19 protein-coding genes are annotated in these 14,201 nt (G+C 65.8%); 8 read left to right on the forward strand and 11 right to left on the reverse strand.

Going from position 1 to position 14,201, the window contains the following annotated elements:
- Positions 1-160: 160 nt before the first annotated feature.
- Positions 161-910, reverse strand: a complete 750-nt coding sequence (locus ACSQ3M_RS10435) for an SDR family NAD(P)-dependent oxidoreductase (protein WP_436149992.1) — start codon at positions 908-910, stop codon at positions 161-163.
- Between the two features lie 113 nt (positions 911-1,023).
- A complete protein-coding gene (locus ACSQ3M_RS10440) occupies positions 1,024-1,728 on the reverse strand; it encodes a L,D-transpeptidase (RefSeq protein ID WP_436149993.1) in 705 nt (234 codons plus the stop codon).
- Here ACSQ3M_RS10440 and ACSQ3M_RS10445 point away from each other — a divergent pair.
- From ACSQ3M_RS10445 to ACSQ3M_RS10480, 8 genes are all read left to right on the forward strand, one after another.
- A complete protein-coding gene (locus ACSQ3M_RS10445) occupies positions 1,727-1,957 on the forward strand; it encodes a hypothetical protein (RefSeq protein WP_436149994.1) in 231 nt (76 codons plus the stop codon). The genes ACSQ3M_RS10440 and ACSQ3M_RS10445 overlap by 2 nt on opposite strands.
- Positions 1,958-2,203: 246 nt before the next feature.
- Positions 2,204-2,530, forward strand: coding sequence for an AraC family ligand binding domain-containing protein (locus ACSQ3M_RS10450; protein ID WP_436149995.1), 327 nt, complete (start codon positions 2,204-2,206; stop codon positions 2,528-2,530).
- The gene (locus ACSQ3M_RS10455; RefSeq protein WP_436149996.1) at positions 2,527-3,498 is read left to right on the forward strand and encodes a Bug family tripartite tricarboxylate transporter substrate binding protein; all 972 of its coding nucleotides are present in this window, start codon (positions 2,527-2,529) and stop codon (positions 3,496-3,498) included. Before ACSQ3M_RS10450 ends, ACSQ3M_RS10455 begins: the two co-directional genes overlap by 4 nt.
- Before the next feature lie 87 nt (positions 3,499-3,585).
- A complete protein-coding gene (locus tag ACSQ3M_RS10460) occupies positions 3,586-4,596 on the forward strand; it encodes an ABC transporter substrate-binding protein (protein ID WP_436149997.1) in 1,011 nt (336 codons plus the stop codon).
- Positions 4,593-5,405 carry an ABC transporter ATP-binding protein gene (locus tag ACSQ3M_RS10465; protein ID WP_436149998.1) on the forward strand — a complete coding sequence of 271 codons (813 nt, stop codon included), beginning with the start codon at positions 4,593-4,595 and terminating at the stop codon, positions 5,403-5,405. The genes ACSQ3M_RS10460 and ACSQ3M_RS10465 overlap by 4 nt, the downstream gene beginning before the upstream one ends.
- Before the next feature lie 11 nt (positions 5,406-5,416).
- Positions 5,417-6,187, forward strand: a complete 771-nt coding sequence (locus ACSQ3M_RS10470; protein ID WP_436149999.1) for an ABC transporter permease — start codon at positions 5,417-5,419, stop codon at positions 6,185-6,187.
- Positions 6,188-6,211: 24 nt separating this feature from the next.
- Positions 6,212-6,775 carry an NADPH-dependent FMN reductase gene (locus ACSQ3M_RS10475; RefSeq protein ID WP_436150000.1) on the forward strand — a complete coding sequence of 188 codons (564 nt, stop codon included), beginning with the start codon at positions 6,212-6,214 and terminating at the stop codon, positions 6,773-6,775.
- The gene (locus ACSQ3M_RS10480) at positions 6,772-7,725 is read left to right on the forward strand and encodes an amidohydrolase family protein (RefSeq protein WP_436150001.1); all 954 of its coding nucleotides are present in this window, start codon (positions 6,772-6,774) and stop codon (positions 7,723-7,725) included. Before ACSQ3M_RS10475 ends, ACSQ3M_RS10480 begins: the two co-directional genes overlap by 4 nt.
- Positions 7,726-7,780: 55 nt before the next feature.
- On the opposite strand, the gene ACSQ3M_RS10485 is transcribed toward ACSQ3M_RS10480, so the two are convergent.
- The 9 genes from ACSQ3M_RS10485 to ACSQ3M_RS10525 all read right to left on the reverse strand — a co-directional run bounded on the left by ACSQ3M_RS10485 (position 7,781) and on the right by ACSQ3M_RS10525 (position 14,185).
- Entirely contained in the window at positions 7,781-8,680 is a 900-nt protein-coding gene (locus ACSQ3M_RS10485) for a fumarylacetoacetate hydrolase family protein (RefSeq protein ID WP_436150002.1), read from the reverse strand.
- 6 nt (positions 8,681-8,686) lie between these two features.
- The gene (locus ACSQ3M_RS10490; protein ID WP_436150003.1) at positions 8,687-9,085 is read right to left on the reverse strand and encodes a RidA family protein; all 399 of its coding nucleotides are present in this window, start codon (positions 9,083-9,085) and stop codon (positions 8,687-8,689) included.
- Between the two features lie 17 nt (positions 9,086-9,102).
- Positions 9,103-10,158 (reverse strand): Ldh family oxidoreductase, encoded by a 1,056-nt coding sequence (locus tag ACSQ3M_RS10495; protein ID WP_436150004.1) that lies wholly within the window; start codon positions 10,156-10,158, stop codon positions 9,103-9,105.
- A gap of 26 nt (positions 10,159-10,184) precedes the next feature.
- Complete coding sequence (locus tag ACSQ3M_RS10500; protein WP_126115457.1) at positions 10,185-10,583, reverse strand: cupin domain-containing protein; 399 nt, start codon at positions 10,581-10,583, stop codon at positions 10,185-10,187.
- 179 nt (positions 10,584-10,762) lie between these two features.
- Positions 10,763-11,503 (reverse strand): GntR family transcriptional regulator, encoded by a 741-nt coding sequence (locus tag ACSQ3M_RS10505; protein WP_436150005.1) that lies wholly within the window; start codon positions 11,501-11,503, stop codon positions 10,763-10,765.
- 147 nt (positions 11,504-11,650) lie between these two features.
- Positions 11,651-11,941: a hypothetical protein gene (locus ACSQ3M_RS10510; protein ID WP_436150006.1), complete on the reverse strand. Its 291-nt coding sequence runs from the start codon at positions 11,939-11,941 to the stop codon at positions 11,651-11,653.
- On the reverse strand, positions 11,938-12,216 hold the full coding sequence (locus ACSQ3M_RS10515) for a copper-binding protein (RefSeq protein WP_436150007.1): 279 nt from the start codon (positions 12,214-12,216) through the stop codon (positions 11,938-11,940). Before ACSQ3M_RS10515 ends, ACSQ3M_RS10510 begins: the two co-directional genes overlap by 4 nt.
- Before the next feature lie 21 nt (positions 12,217-12,237).
- On the reverse strand, positions 12,238-12,720 hold the full coding sequence (locus tag ACSQ3M_RS10520) for a cupredoxin domain-containing protein (protein WP_436150008.1): 483 nt from the start codon (positions 12,718-12,720) through the stop codon (positions 12,238-12,240).
- A gap of 28 nt (positions 12,721-12,748) precedes the next feature.
- Positions 12,749-14,185: a multicopper oxidase family protein gene (locus ACSQ3M_RS10525; protein ID WP_436150009.1), complete on the reverse strand. Its 1,437-nt coding sequence runs from the start codon at positions 14,183-14,185 to the stop codon at positions 12,749-12,751.
- Between the last annotated feature and the right edge of the window lie 16 nt (positions 14,186-14,201).

Raw genomic sequence — 14,201 nt, forward strand, 5'->3', positions numbered from 1 at the left:
TCGCGCGGATTAAGGAGGAGCTAGCAATGGGCGTGCCATTGGATCGGTGGCCGTGGCAAACAACGCCAGAGGCGCTTGTTGCAGCTTCAAGCCAACCTTGGTGATGAACGCGGCAGTAAGCCGCCTTCCGGATGGGTGGAGATGCCTCGACGAACCGAGGTCAGGGTCCCACGAGTTGTCCGCCGTCGACCACGATGGTCTGGGCGGTGACCCAGCTCGCCTTGCCGGAGGCGAGGAAGAGCACGACCTCGGCGACCTCCTCGGGCTTGCCCATCCGGCCGAAGGGAATGCTGGCCAAGGTCGCTTGATAGAGTTCGGGATTCGAGGTCTTCCGGTCCTCCCACGAACCGCCTGGGAACTCGATCGAACCGGGCGCGACGCCGTTCACCCGGATGCCCTTCCGCGACAGCATCTTCGCCTGGCTCGCGGTGTAATGCATCACCGCCGCCTTGATCGCGCCGTAGGGCGCCGAACGCGAGGAGGCCCGCAGGGCCGAGATCGACGAGATGTTCACGATCGACGAACCCGGCCTCATGTGGGGGATCGCCGCATGGCTGCCGCGGACAATAGCCATCATGTCGACGTTGAGCGAGGCGGCCCAGCCTTCCTCATCGTCCGAATGGCCGAAACCGGAAGCGTTATTGACGAGGACGTCCAGCCCTCCAAGAGCCGTCACCGCCTCGGGCACATAAGCCTCGATCGCCTTTGCGTCGGCGAGATCGACGCTGGCCCCGTGCGCTGTGACGCCGAGCGCCTCGATGTCCCGGCGTGTCGCTTCGAGCGGTCCTGCGCCCCGCGCACAGATCGAAACGGACGCGCCGCCCGCCGCGAACCCCAGCGCGATGGAGCGCCCGATGCCGCGGCTGCCGCCCATGACGATCACGCGCTTGCCGGTGAACTCATTGTCCATGCGGGCATTTCCTCTTCATCGCCGCCCGCACGATCGCTAGGCCTCCAGGAACGGGGCTGTCTTTCGCGCTGCCTGCATCGGCAGTGCCTGTACCGGGAACCGACGCCGCCGCCTCAGGCCGGCAGGACGACCACCTTCGCCTTGACCGGGGTCTGTGCGTAGAGGTGGATCATGTCCTGTGTGAGCAGGCCGATGCAGCCGCTGGTGATGCCGTTTCCGATCGATTCCGCGTCGAGGGAGGCGTAGATCGTGTAGAGCGTGTAGGCACCGTTCTGATAGAGATGGAGCGTGCGCGCGCCGAGCGGGTTGTCGAGGCCACCGGGCATGCCGCGGGCGTATTTGGCCGCCTCGGGCTGGCGCTTGATCATCTCCTTGGGCGGTGTCCAGGTCGCCCATTCGGACTTGCGCCCGACATAGGCGTCGCCGTTCCAGCGAAAACCGTCGCGGCCGACATTGGCGCCATAGCGCGTGGCGTTTCCGCCGTCCTCGACGCGATAGACATAGTAGTTGCCGGGATCGACGATGATCGTGCCGGGCGCTTCCTTGGTCTCGTAGCGAACGGTCTTGCGGAAATATTTCGGATCGACGTGGGTGACATCGATCGCCGGGATCGGGAACTTCTCTTCCGGCACCGGCCCGTAGAGCTTCTGCGCCTCGGCGAGGCTCATGCCGTCGGATGTCGCGCAACCGCCGAGCCCGAGCGCGCCGAGTCCGGCGGCCGAGCCAGCCAGGAACGACCGGCGGCTGGGAAGCCCCACCCTGCGCCCGAGCAGGGCGATCTCGTGCATCTTGCGGGCGTCGGCCTTCGAATCGTCCATGATCAGTTCCTATATCCTGCTGCCCGACGAGATAATGCTCCGGCATACACACGCTGAGCGTCTTGCTGAGCCGAGATTGCCGGCACAGGGCTCGACTGGCAAGCTCGGGCCTTCGCTGCGCAGCACCGTCACGTCTGGCCGCTTAAGGCTTGGGATTTCGATCATCAACGATCGCTCCCCCATTTATGACAACCTGCAGCGTCCTGGTTTCGACCGGGACTGGCTGTGATGTCGTTAGCCTGACTTCGGCGCGGTCGATCATCCTTACGGGTGGGCGCAGCGATAATCGCTCTACCGGTGGCGCTGGCAGCGGCGACACAGATGGGGCGGATATCCATTTGCCCCCCGCACACTGTGTAGGCACTCTCCCAGCTGATGCCGGCAGGTCGATATGTTGCAAATATTTCACAAGAGATTTTATAGTTTGCCCATGTCGCCGTGCTCGGCGCGAACCAGCAGATGTGGAGGATCTCACGTGAAAACCAATGGCATCGGGGCGATCGGCGACAGGATCGTCCTGGAGAACGAGCATGTCAGGGTGTGGCTCGTCGAGCTCGACCCCGGCCAGATTCAGTCGCGCCATGTCCACGAATTGCCCTACCTGATCGTGCCGCTGACCGATGGCAAGAACATCATGCGCTTCGATGACGGGCGCGAGGTCGCGACAGACGAGAAGCCGGGCGCCTGCCTCTGGCGCATGCCCGGCGTTCCACATGAGCTGGAGAACATAAGCACCTGGCAGTATCGCAACGTGCTGGTCGAGCTGAAGACTCCGGCCGCTGCGACGCCTCCCGCGCCATGATCGAGCGCAGGAGCCTCCTCGCTTTGCCGCTCCTCGCGCCGTTGCTGTCCGCGACGGCGCGGGCCCAGGGGCTTTCCAGCCGCCCCGTGACCATCGTCTCGCCCTATATGGCGGGCGGCACCAGCGACATCATCGCCCGCGTGCTCGGCGAGGGGCTGAACGAGCTCTGGAAACAGCCGGTGCTGATCGAGAACAGGCCGGGCGCGAATGGCTCGATCGGTGTCTCGGCCGTGGCGAGGTCGGCCCCCGACGGGCACACCTTGCTTGCCGTGGCTTCGAGTGCGCTGACGCTCAACCCTCTCCTCTACAAGAAGCTTTCCTATGACGTGGAGCGCGACCTCGTTCCCGTCAGCGTCACCGGGCAGGTTCCCAACGTCGTCGTCGTCAATCCTAGGCTCCCGGCCCGCGACCTCGCCGAACTGATCGCGCTCGCCAGGACGAAACCCGGTGGCCTCACCTATGCTTCGCAGGGGATCGGTTCGAACGGCCAGATGAACGCCGAGATGTTCCGGCTCGCCACCGCCGTCGCCCTCGTCCACGTACCCTATAAGGGCAGCGCCCAGGCGGTGACCGACCTCGTCGGCGGGCAGGTCGACCTGATGTTCGACAACCTACCGACAGTGCTCGAGCACATCAAAGGCGGCCAGCTCCGGGCCTTGGCCGTGACATCGGCCAGCCGCTCGCCCTTGCTGCCGGGGGTGCCAACCGTGGCAGAGGCGGCGATCCCCGGCTTCGATACCTCCGCCTGGTTCGCGGTGCTCGCAGCCAAGGCGACGCCGCCTGAATTGCTGGCTCGACTCGAGCAGGCCGTGACGGGCGTTCTGGCGCGGCCGGCGATCTCCGCCAAGCTCGCGGCAGCGGGCGTGACCGTAGCTGCCGCGGGCTCGGGGGAGCTTGCAACGCGCATCGAGCGCGACCGCAGGACATGGAGCGAGGTCATCGCCAGGGCAGGCATCGCGGTCGAGTGATTCTCAAAAGATATCTCTTGAGAAATATCAGTGGATCGGACATCTTCCAGACCAAGGGCTGATGCTCGCTGGAAGAGGGGAATGCCGATGCACTGGATGAGGAAGACCGCCATCGCCGGCCTTGCGGGGGTGTTCGCCACCGCGCTGGGCTTCGCCGCTGCCCCTGCTCAGGCGCAGACACCGATCACCTTCTCGCTCGATTTCCGCGCACTTGGGCGTCACGCGGCCTGGTTCGTCGCCCTGGACAAGGGCTATTACAAGCAGGCCGGGCTCGACGTCAGCATCATCTCTGGGCAGGGAACGGCACAGGCGATCCAGGCCATCGAGGCTGGAACCGCGCAGATCGCCTTCTCCGACGTCGCCGGCGTCGTCGCCGCCCGGGCCAATGGCGGCTCGACCGCAAAGATGGTCTCGGTCATCTACCAGAAGGCGCCCTACGCCATCTTCTCGCTGCGCGACGGCGCCAATGTCCGCTCCGCCGATCAGCTCGCCGGGCTCGAAATCGGCAGCGGCGCCGGCAGCTTCACCCAGAAGGTGATCGAGGCGTTCATGGCGCAGAAGGGCATCAAGACGCCGGCCAAGTTCACGAATATCGACCCGTCCGCCCGCGTCGGCATGCTCGCCGCCAAGAAGATCCCGGCGGTCGAGACCTTCGTGATGACGCGCCCGGGCGTCGCCAAGGCGGTCGGCTCGTCGAACGCCCGCACCTACCTGCTCGCCAATGACGGGCTCGTGCTCTACTCGAACGGCATCGTCGTGCGCGATGATCTGATCAAGTCGAAGCCGGACGTGATCAAGGCCTTCATCGCGGCCTCGCTGAAGGGCTGGAAGGACATGATCGCCAAGCCGGACGAGGCGGCCGACATCGTCGTCAAGCTCAACAAGGGCCTCGAGAAGGATGTCGTTCTCGAGGAGATCGAGATCGTGAGCGAGCTCGTGAAGACCGACGTCACCGAGAAGAAGGGGCTGGGCGCGATCGACCCTGATGCGATGGCCGCCTCCGTCTCGCTCATCCTCCAGACCCTGCCAGGCGCCAAGCTGGCCGCCGGCGACGTCTACGATGCGACCTTGCTGCCCGCGACGCCGGTTCTTCCGTGACCCCATCCGTCGCAGAATCGCAGAGCACGCCCAAGGAGGCGGACGACATCTACGGCCGCTTCGTCGGCGTCCGTAAGGTCTTCGGCAAGCAGGAGGGCGCGATGATCGCGCTCTCCGATGTCGACTACGAGCTCAGGAAGGGCGAGCTCGTCGCCCTGCTGGGCCCCAGCGGCTGCGGCAAGACCACCCTGCTGCGGATCGTCGCCGGCCTGACCAAGCCCAGTGGCGGCAGCGTCGTGATCCGCGGTCGCGAGGTCACCGAGCCGCAGGATGATTTCGGCTTCGTCTTCCAGAGCCCGAACCTGCTGCCCTGGCGCACCGTTCTCTCCAACGTGCTCTTCCCGATGGAGATCAAAGGGCGGCTCGACGCGGCAGCAAAGGCGCGCGCCGTCGAGCTCCTTGAGCATGTCGGGCTCGGCAAGTTCCTGAAGAGCCGCCCGCACGAGCTCTCCGGCGGCATGAAACAGCGTGTCGCGCTCTGCCGGGCACTGATCCACTCCCCTTCCCTCCTCCTGATGGATGAGCCTTTCGGTGCCCTCGACGAGCTCACCCGGATGGAAATGCACGAATTGCTGCTCGGCATCCGGCGCCTGACCGGGGCAACCGTGATGTTCGTGACGCACTCGATCTCCGAAGCGGTTTATCTCGCCGACGAGGTCCTCGTCTTCAGCGCCCGGCCCGGCCGCGTCTCCGACCGGATCAGGATCGACCTGCCCTATCCGCGGGCAGCGAGCCAGCGCTTCACGACGACTTTCAGCGAGTACGAGCGCCGTGCCGGCGCCGGGCTCGGCGTCCTTCATCACGCGTGACGATCAGCGCCATGAAAATCTCCTCCGAAGCCGTCACGCGGGTCGCCTATCCGGTGTTCGGCCTGCTGCTGCTGCTCCTGTTCTGGCAGGGCTATATCGTCATGTTCGACGTGCCGCAGGCGGTGCTGCCGCGCCCGCTCGCGGTCTGGAACGCGACGATCAACAACCTGCCGCTGCTGCTCTCCGAGGGGCGCGTGACGCTGCTCGAAAGCGTCTACGGCTTCCTGCTCGCCTTCTTCCTGGGCATTCCGATCGCCGTGGCGATCTCCTCGTCGCGCACGCTCAACCTGATGTTCTATCCGCTGCTGATCGCGACGCAGGCCCTGCCCAAGGTGGCGCTGGCGCCACTGATCCTGGTCTGGCTCGGCACCGGCATCGAATCCAAGCTCGCCATCGCCTGGCTCGTCGCCTTCTTCCCGATCGTGGTCGACACTGCAACGGGCCTGCGCTCCACGCCGTCGGAGATGCTCGACCTTGCGGCCTCGGTCCGCGCCACCGGCTGGCAGACCTTCTGGAAGATCAAGTTCCCGGCGGCGCTGCCCTTCGTCATCACCGGTTCGAAGGTCGCGATCACGCTCGCCGTCATCGGCGCGGTGATCGGCGAATTCATCAGCTCGAACGAAGGTCTCGGCAATCTCCTGCTCGTCGCAAACTCGCAGGTGAACACGCCGCTCGCCTTCGCCGCGCTGCTGGCGCTGGCGGTGCTCGGCATGGTGCTCTACGCCGTGGTCGCCTTCGTCGACATCGCGCTGAAGCCGTGGTTCAGCGAAGTCCGGCATTGATGGACTTGCCATGACGGACTCGCCATGACCAAGCCCCGTATCGCGCTGCTCGTCGGCTCGCTCAGCCGTGAATCGATCAATCGCCGGCTGGCGTCAGCGCTCGCCGGACTCGGTTCCGACCGCTTCGATGTCCAGGAAAGCGATCTCGCTGAGCTACCGCTTTACAACCGCGACCTGGACCGCGCTCTGCCGCCAACGGTGCGGAGCTTCAAGCAGGCGATCGAGGCGGCCGATGGCGTTCTGATCGTATCACCCGAATACAACCGCTCGGTCCCGTCAGCGCTCAAGAACGCCATCGACTGGGGCTCGCGCCCCTATGGCGCCAACTCCTGGCGCGGCAAGCCGACGGCGATCGCGGGCCTGGCCAGCGGTTCGCTCGGGACGGCCCCGGCCCAGCAGCATCTGCGCAACATCCTCTCGCATCTCGACGTTCCCGTCCTGCCTCAGCCCGAGGTCTGCATGGCAATGCGCGAGGGGCTCTTCACTGCCGATGGTGACATTGCCGACCCTGCGACGCGGCAATTCCTCAATGGCTTCCTCACCCGCTTTTCCGCGCATGTCGCGCGCTTCGCGATGGCTCCCGCATGACCCAGCGTATCGCCCTCGATGTCCACGCCCACCTCATTCCGGTCGGCGCGCCGCTGGCGAGCGTTCCCGGCGTGAGCTGGGACGCGGCAACCGAAAAGCTCGTCATCGACGGGCATGCGATCGGCATCAAGGCGCTCTTCCACCCCGAGACGTTGATCGCCTGGATGGACAAGCAGCAGGTCGAGCGAGCCTGGATCTCGGCTCCGCCGCCAACCTACCGCCCGGGCCTCGATGCGGCCGAGGCCGAGGCGTGGACGCAATTGCTCAATGACGGGCTCGCGGCGATCGCTGCGGCATATCCGGACCGGCTGGCGCCGCTCTTCCATCTGCCGGTCGCCCATCCCGAGCTCGCCGCTCAAATCGTGCACGGGCGCTCCACGGCCAGCGACGCCCGCTTCTCCATGCCGACGGGCGAGCCTGGGCTGATGCTGTCCGATGCCAGCCATATCCCGCTCTGGCAGGCGCTGGATGCTGCCTCGGCCTTCGTTTTCCTGCATCCCGGCGAGGGCTGCGACGCGCGGCTCGACCCGTTCTATCTGCACAACCTCTTCGGCAATCCGAGCGAAACGGCGGTCGCAGCCGGCCATCTCGTCTTCGCCGGCGTGCTGGAACGGCATCCGCGCATCACCATCTGCCTCGCCCATGCCGGGGGAACCGTGCCCGCCGTGGCCGGGCGCTGGCAGCGCGGCTTCGAGACCGGCCGGCCGGGCGTCGACAAGCAAGTCGAAGCGCCGGCAAAGGCGCTGCGCCGCTTCTGCGTCGATTGCATCGCGCATGACGACGAATTGCTTGAGCTGGCAGCCTCGGTATTTGGCCCGGAGCGGATCGTCTTCGGCTCCGACTGGCCGTTCCCGATGGGCATGATCGAGCCGCATAAGCAGCTCGCCGGCCTCAGCGAGAGCCGGCGCCGGGCGATCTTCTGCGACAATCCTGGCAAGCTGACAGGCTAACATGAAAAGGGCCGGCTCCGAGGAGCCGGCCCTTTTGCTTTGATGAAAACGTCCTTCAGGGCGTGATGTCGCTATCTTCGGCGAGATCACGCTCGACGAGGCGATTACGCAGCTCACCCAGGCCCTCGGCCCGAACCACCACTTCGTCGCCCGCCTTCAGGAAGATTGGCGGTTCGCGCGCATTGCCGATGCCGCTCGGCGTGCCGGTCAGCAGCACATCGCCCGGATGCAAGGTCATGCCGAAGGAGAGCTCGGCGATGAGTTCATCGACAGGGAAGGCCATCTGCGCCGCCACAGCGTTCTGCATGAGCTCGCCATTGAGCAGGCATTGCAGCCTGACCTTGGGCAAGTCGATCTCGTCCGGCGTCACGACATGAGGGCCGAGCGGCATGGTGCCGTCGATGCTCTTGCCCTTCAGCCATTGCCCGCCATGGCGGCGCTGCAGATCGCGCTGCGAGACGTCGTTGGCGAGGCAGAAGCCGAAGATGTGCTCATGCGCCCGCGCGCGGGGGATGCTGCGGCCGCCCTTGCCGATGATGATCGCGATCTCGGCCTCGTAGTCCCATTTGGCCGAGATGCGGGCATCGAAGGCGATGTCGTCCTGCGGACCGATCACCACGTCGGGCGACTTCGTGAAGAAGGTCGGCGCCTTCGGGCGGTCGACGTCCTGCCCTTCACGCTTGCCCTTGCTCTCCTCGAAATGGTCCCAGTAGTTCCAGCCGGTGCAGAGCACGTCGCGCCGGAAGCGGCGCACCGGCGCGGCCAGCGATGCGTCCGCCAGTGGCAGGCGCGCGCCCTTGTCGAGACTCGCGACGATCAGCGACTGCCGCTCATTGTGCGGCAGACCGACAAAGGCGACGAGATCGCCCGCGCCCGGCGTGAGCAGGACGATCTGGTCGCCGACGACGAGGCCGAGCCGCTCGCCGCCATCATGGCGCAGATTGACGTAACGCATCGATGGTCAGTCCTGGATGACGGCGATGGCGTTGATCTCGATCAGGTAGTCCGGCGAGGTCATCTTGCAGATCTCGACCATGGTCGAGGCCGGCGCGATGCCGGTGAAGTATTCGCGGCGGACCTTATGGATCGCGTCGAAATGCTCCATATTGCGGACATAGACGTCGACGCGGCAGATGTCGTCGAGCGTGCCACCGGCTTCCTCGACCGCAGCCTTCAGATTCTCGCAGACCTGCCGGGTCTGCTCCGAGACGTCGCCGATGCCGGCTATCGTGCCGTCGGCGCGGCGCGAGGTCATGCCGGAGAGGAAGACGAGGCGGCCGCGGGCCTCGATCGCAGTCGCCTGCGAGAAATGGCCGTTCGGCTGGCGCAGCTTGGCGCTGGTGATCTTCTGCTTGGCCATTTGAAAACTCCTTGAGATCAGGACAGGGAAGACGGAACGGGGACGCCGAGCCGCTCGGCGGCAGCGCGCAAGGCCGAGAACGTCGCCGGCGCGATGCGGCAGTTGCCGTCGAAATCGCGATGGGCCTTGGCTGCACGGTCGCCGGGCATACGGATCGGCGAGGCACCCGGAGCGGGCTTCGAGCCACGGATGCGCTCCGCGAAACCGGAGGCTGCGGCCTCGAACTCGTCCAGTGGCCGAAACCCCGCAATGTCGATCGCGATGAAGAGGTTGGCGCTGGCATAAGGCTCGGAGAGATCGCCATAGAGCGGACGCACGGCATCGCCGATGGCGCCGCCCGACAAGCCGCCCGCGAGCAGGTCGACCATCACGGCAAGGCCGAAGCCCTTGGCGCCGGCAGCCGGCAGGAGCATGCCCTTGATCGCCTCGGCCGCATCGGTCGTCGGCAGACCGTCCGCTGTTGCGGCCCAGTCCTCCGGGATCGGCTCGCCACGGCTCCCCGCCAGCCTGATCTTGCCCATGGCGCCGGCGCTCATGGCGAGATCGAGCACGAGCGGCTCGCCGCCAGTCGGCACCGCGATGGCGAGCGGGTTGTTGCCGACGACGCGCTCGGCCCCGCCCGGCGCGGGCAGGAGCGGGCGGGTGTTGGCCATGACGATGCCGATCTGGCCGGAGAGGGCGATCTTGCGCGCGAAGCGGCCGGCGGCGCCGAAATGGAAGGCGTTGCGCACGGCGATAGCGGCGAGGCCGTGCACCGCCGCACGCTCGATCGCGAGTTCGGATGCCAGTTCGGCCGTGACCTGGCCGAGGCCATTGTTGGCGTCGATGGTGACGCGCGCACCGGCATCGACCACGATCTCGCCCTTCGCCGCGGCATCGACCGAGCCCTTCTCGATGCGCTCGAGATACATCGGCAGCAGCATCAGCCCGTGCGAGCCAAGGCCTTCGATGTCGGCAGCGACCAAGGCCTCGGCGACCAGGCTGGCATGGTCAGCAGGAGCGCCGACCTTTGCGAGCAGCGCCTGAGCCAGGTCGCGCAGCGCGGCGGCTGGCTGGAAAGCGGGGTTGCTCATGGTGCGGACCTCGGCTCGACCGGGGATCAATGAGCGTCGCGCTCGTCGGTGTACCAGGACGGCGTCTGCGGGTAGTGCGGGCCGTCATAGATCTCGACCACGACCGTCTCCTCGATCGCGAGGCTCGGGCCATGCACATTGCCCTTGGGATTGCAGTAGAAACTGCCGGGCTTCAGCGTGACGCCGGTCGCCGTGTATTCGAAATGGCCGGAGAGGCAGAACATCATCTGGTTCGAGGCATGGGAGTGCGGTTTGGGAATGCCGGCGCCCTTCTCGAAGCGGATCAGGGCGACGGACGCGCCGGTCGCCTCATCCCGCCACAGCATCTTCTCGTGCACGCCCTTCAACGACTTTTCCCGCCAGGGCATGTCGTTCGTCTGGATCAGGATTTCCTCGAGGCTCGGAGCGCCGGCGGGGAGCTGCATGATGGACCCTTCTTTCAAGCTGTCACGCTTACGATGTCCGTCATGATATTTCACATGATGTCTAATGCAAGTCGCAAAGCGCCGTCGCGCCCAGATTTTGTCTGGGGCGAGGAAGCCGCGGGCCGGGAATGGGATGAGCGAGGCGTCCGAGCGCCGCCGCCTGACGCGCTGGAAGGCGCCTAGCGGCTCTGCAGCGAGGGAATGCGCTTTGGCGCGTGCTGCTGCAGCAGAACCACCCGCTCGCGAAGGCCGCTCAGGTGATCGCGCATCGCGGCTGCGGCCGCCGCTGGGTCGCGCGCTTCGATCGCGGCGAGGACGGCGCGGTGCTGGCGGTCGGATGCGTCGGTATCGAGCGTCTGCCAGAGGTGCAGATACCAGGCGCGGATCGAGCGCTCGTGCAGGGCCTTGGCGAAATCACCGAGGATGCGCGACTGGGACATGTCGCTGATCCGGGAGTGGAAGGCGCGGTCGCATTCGACGAAGGCATCGATCCGGCCGCCGCCATGGGCATCGTCACGGTGATGATCGAGGATGGCACGGGCCGCCTCGACATCCTCAGGCCGCCCATGCTCGGCGGCGCGCGCCGCGATTGCCGGCTCGACGACGAGGCGCGCGTCGAGGATCTCGATCACCTGCCCCATCGAGTCAGGCTGGATGATTACGCCCTTGCGCGGCACGACGTCGACGAGGCCTTCGGCCTGCAGCCGCTGCAGCGCCTGGTGGACCGGCGTGCGGCCCATGTCCAGTTGCTCGCAGATCGACGCTTCGTTGAGATACTGGCCCGGCGCGAAGAACAGGGTGATGATCCGGTCCTTGATGGCGATGTAGGCCTGCTCGGACAGCGGCAACGACTCTTTCTTGCTTTTGCCGCGCGGCGCCGGACGACGCTTCTGCCCGCTCTCGCCCTTCTTTGCCGTCATCGCATCATGCCGCAGATATGCCTGTTGATATTCCAGCGCCCCGACAATTCATTACCGTCGAAGCGAGAGCTGGGCAAATCACGCGGATAGCGTTCGACTTCCTGGTTGAAAATCGGCAGTCGGGGACGGAGCGCCCCGGCTGCGGCCTCAATCCGTCACGTCTCTGCGCTGGCTTGCGCTGCAACGATGGCCGTCGCAGACGACATCAAGGATCTTGTGCGCGGTGCCGAGGCAGTTGACACGATAGACGGTAAGGGAAGCCTGCTTCAGCACGGTCTCGACCCTCGGCTTGACGCAAGCGTGCTCGAGCAGGATGCGCTGCAGGTCGCCATCAGAGGCGAGCGCGGCGGAAAGACCGCCCAGAAGAACAAGCGCCGGGGCACTGCCCCGGCACAGCGGGATGGACCGGCGCGATCCATCCCCGCGATAGCGGATCACTTCGCCTTCTGAAGCTTGGTGACGGTGATCTGGCCGTTGACGCGATCGGCGTCGAACTTGACCTTGGCTCCAGCTTTCAGCCCCTTGAGCATGGCCGGATCGGCGGCGCGGAACACCATGGTCATCGCGTCCATGTCGAGGTTCTTGATCGGGCCGTGATTGATGGTGAGCTTGCCCTGGGGCTCGTCGATCTTTGTGACCGTGCCGCTAATGGACTGCGCCGCGACCGGCAGGGCGAGGAGAAGAAGTGCAATTGTGGCTGCCGTCCTGAGCATGGAATGCTCCTTTCGTGAGGCTTACTTGACGATGATCTTGCCGGTCATGCCCGCTTCGCGGTGACCGGGGATCAGGCAGGAGAAGTCGAACTCGCCCACCTTGGTGAAGGCCCAGACAATCTCGCCGGTCTTCTTCGGCGCGAGGCGCTTGGCGTTCGGATCGTCATGCTCCATGTCGGGGTTCTTCTGCATCTCGACCGCGTGCTTGAGGTTCTCCTCGAGCGTCGCCAGGACGAGCTCGTGGTCGAGCTCGCCATTGTTGCGCAGCTGGAAGCGGACCTGCTCGCCGCGGCGCACCTCGATCCGGTCGGGGATGAAGGACATCTTGCCGTCGCGCTCGGCCATCGCGACCTGCACGACCCGAGCCGGCTTCTTGGGATCGCCGGGCTTGCCATAGGCGGTCTCGTCGCCATGGCCGTGACCGGCTCCACCGGGGCCCGCCAAGGCGGTGCCCGCGGAAAACAGGATCGCCATCGCGGCGAGCTTGAATGCTGCTGTCGTCATGAGGTTCTCCTGATCGAGGATCGGCATGTCAGTGGTTGGAATGCGGCTTCTTGGCCGCAGGCAGCGGCTTGCCATCCGGCCCGAGGCTCGGCTTGCGCGGGTCCTTGACCCGCCACTCGCTCGCCTCGACACCGCTGTTTGGTGACGCCTCCCTCGGCGCCTCGGCGAGCTTCTGGCCCTTGTATTCGAAGGCGACGGTGCCTTCCGGGTGCTTGAACCAGCCGGGATCCTTGTAGTCGTTCTTCGCCAGCCCTTCCCGGACCTTCACCACCGAGAACATGCCGCCCATCTCGACTGGGCCGAACTGGGCAAAGCCGGTCATCATCGGCAGGGTGTTGTCGGGCAGCGGCATCTCCATCGAGCCCATCTCGCCCATGCCGTTCGAACCCATCGGCATGTAGCCCGGCGCAATCTTGGCGATGCGCTTGGCCAGGTCCTTCTTGTTCACGCCGATATAGTTCTTCACCGAATGCCCCATCGCATTCATCGTGTGATGCGATTTGTGGCAGTGGATCGCCCAGTCGCCGGGCTCGTCGGCGACGAAGTCGAAGGCGCGCATCTGGCCGACGGCGCAGTCGATTGAGACCTCGTCCCAGGCGGCCGCCGGATCGACCCAGCCGCCATCGGTGCACGAGACCTTGAACTCATAGCCATGCATGTGGATCGGGTGATTGGTCATGGTCAGGTTGCCGAAGCGGATCCTGACCTTGTCGTTCTTAGCCACGACCAGCGGGTCGATGCCCGGGAACACGCGGCTGTTCCAGCACCACATGTTGAACTCGGTCATCTCGGCGACGCGCGGCACATAGGAGCCCGGCTCGATGTCGAAGGCGTTGAGCAGGAAGACGAAGTCGCGGTCGACGCGGCGGAAGGCCGGGTCCTTCGGATGGACGACGAAGAAGCCCATCATGCCCATCGCCATCTGGACCATCTCGTCCGAATGCGGGTGGTACATATAGGTGCCCGAGCGCCGGAGCTGGAACTCGTAGACGAAGGTCTTGCCGGGCGGGATATGCGGCTGCGTCAGGCCGCCGACGCCGTCCATGCCATTGGGCAGGCGCTGGCCGTGCCAGTGCACCGCCGTGCTCTCGGGCAGCTTGTTGGTGACGTAGATGCGGACCTTGTCGCCTTCGACCGCCTCGATGGTCGGGCCGGGCGACTGGCCGTTATAACCCCAGAGATAGCCTTTCATCCCGGGCGCGAACTCGCGCACCACCGGCTCGGCGACGAGATGGAACTCCTTCCAGTCGCCGTTCATGCGCCAGGGCAGCGACCAGCCGTTCAGTGTGGCAACCGGCTGGTAATCAGGCCCCGTCGTCGGCACCAGAGGTGCCTGCGTCGTCGCCTCGGTCATGGTCGGTGCCTCCGGCACGGCGGCGAAGGCCGTGCGCCCGGAGACGGCGGTCGCTCCGGCCAGAACGAGCCCGGACGAGCCGATGAAGCCCCTGCGCGATAGCGTGGTCATTGTTTCGCTCCTTCCG

It is taken from the genome of Allobosea sp. LjRoot90 (assembly GCF_964254315.1).
GTDB lineage: Bacteria > Pseudomonadota > Alphaproteobacteria > Rhizobiales > Beijerinckiaceae > Allobosea.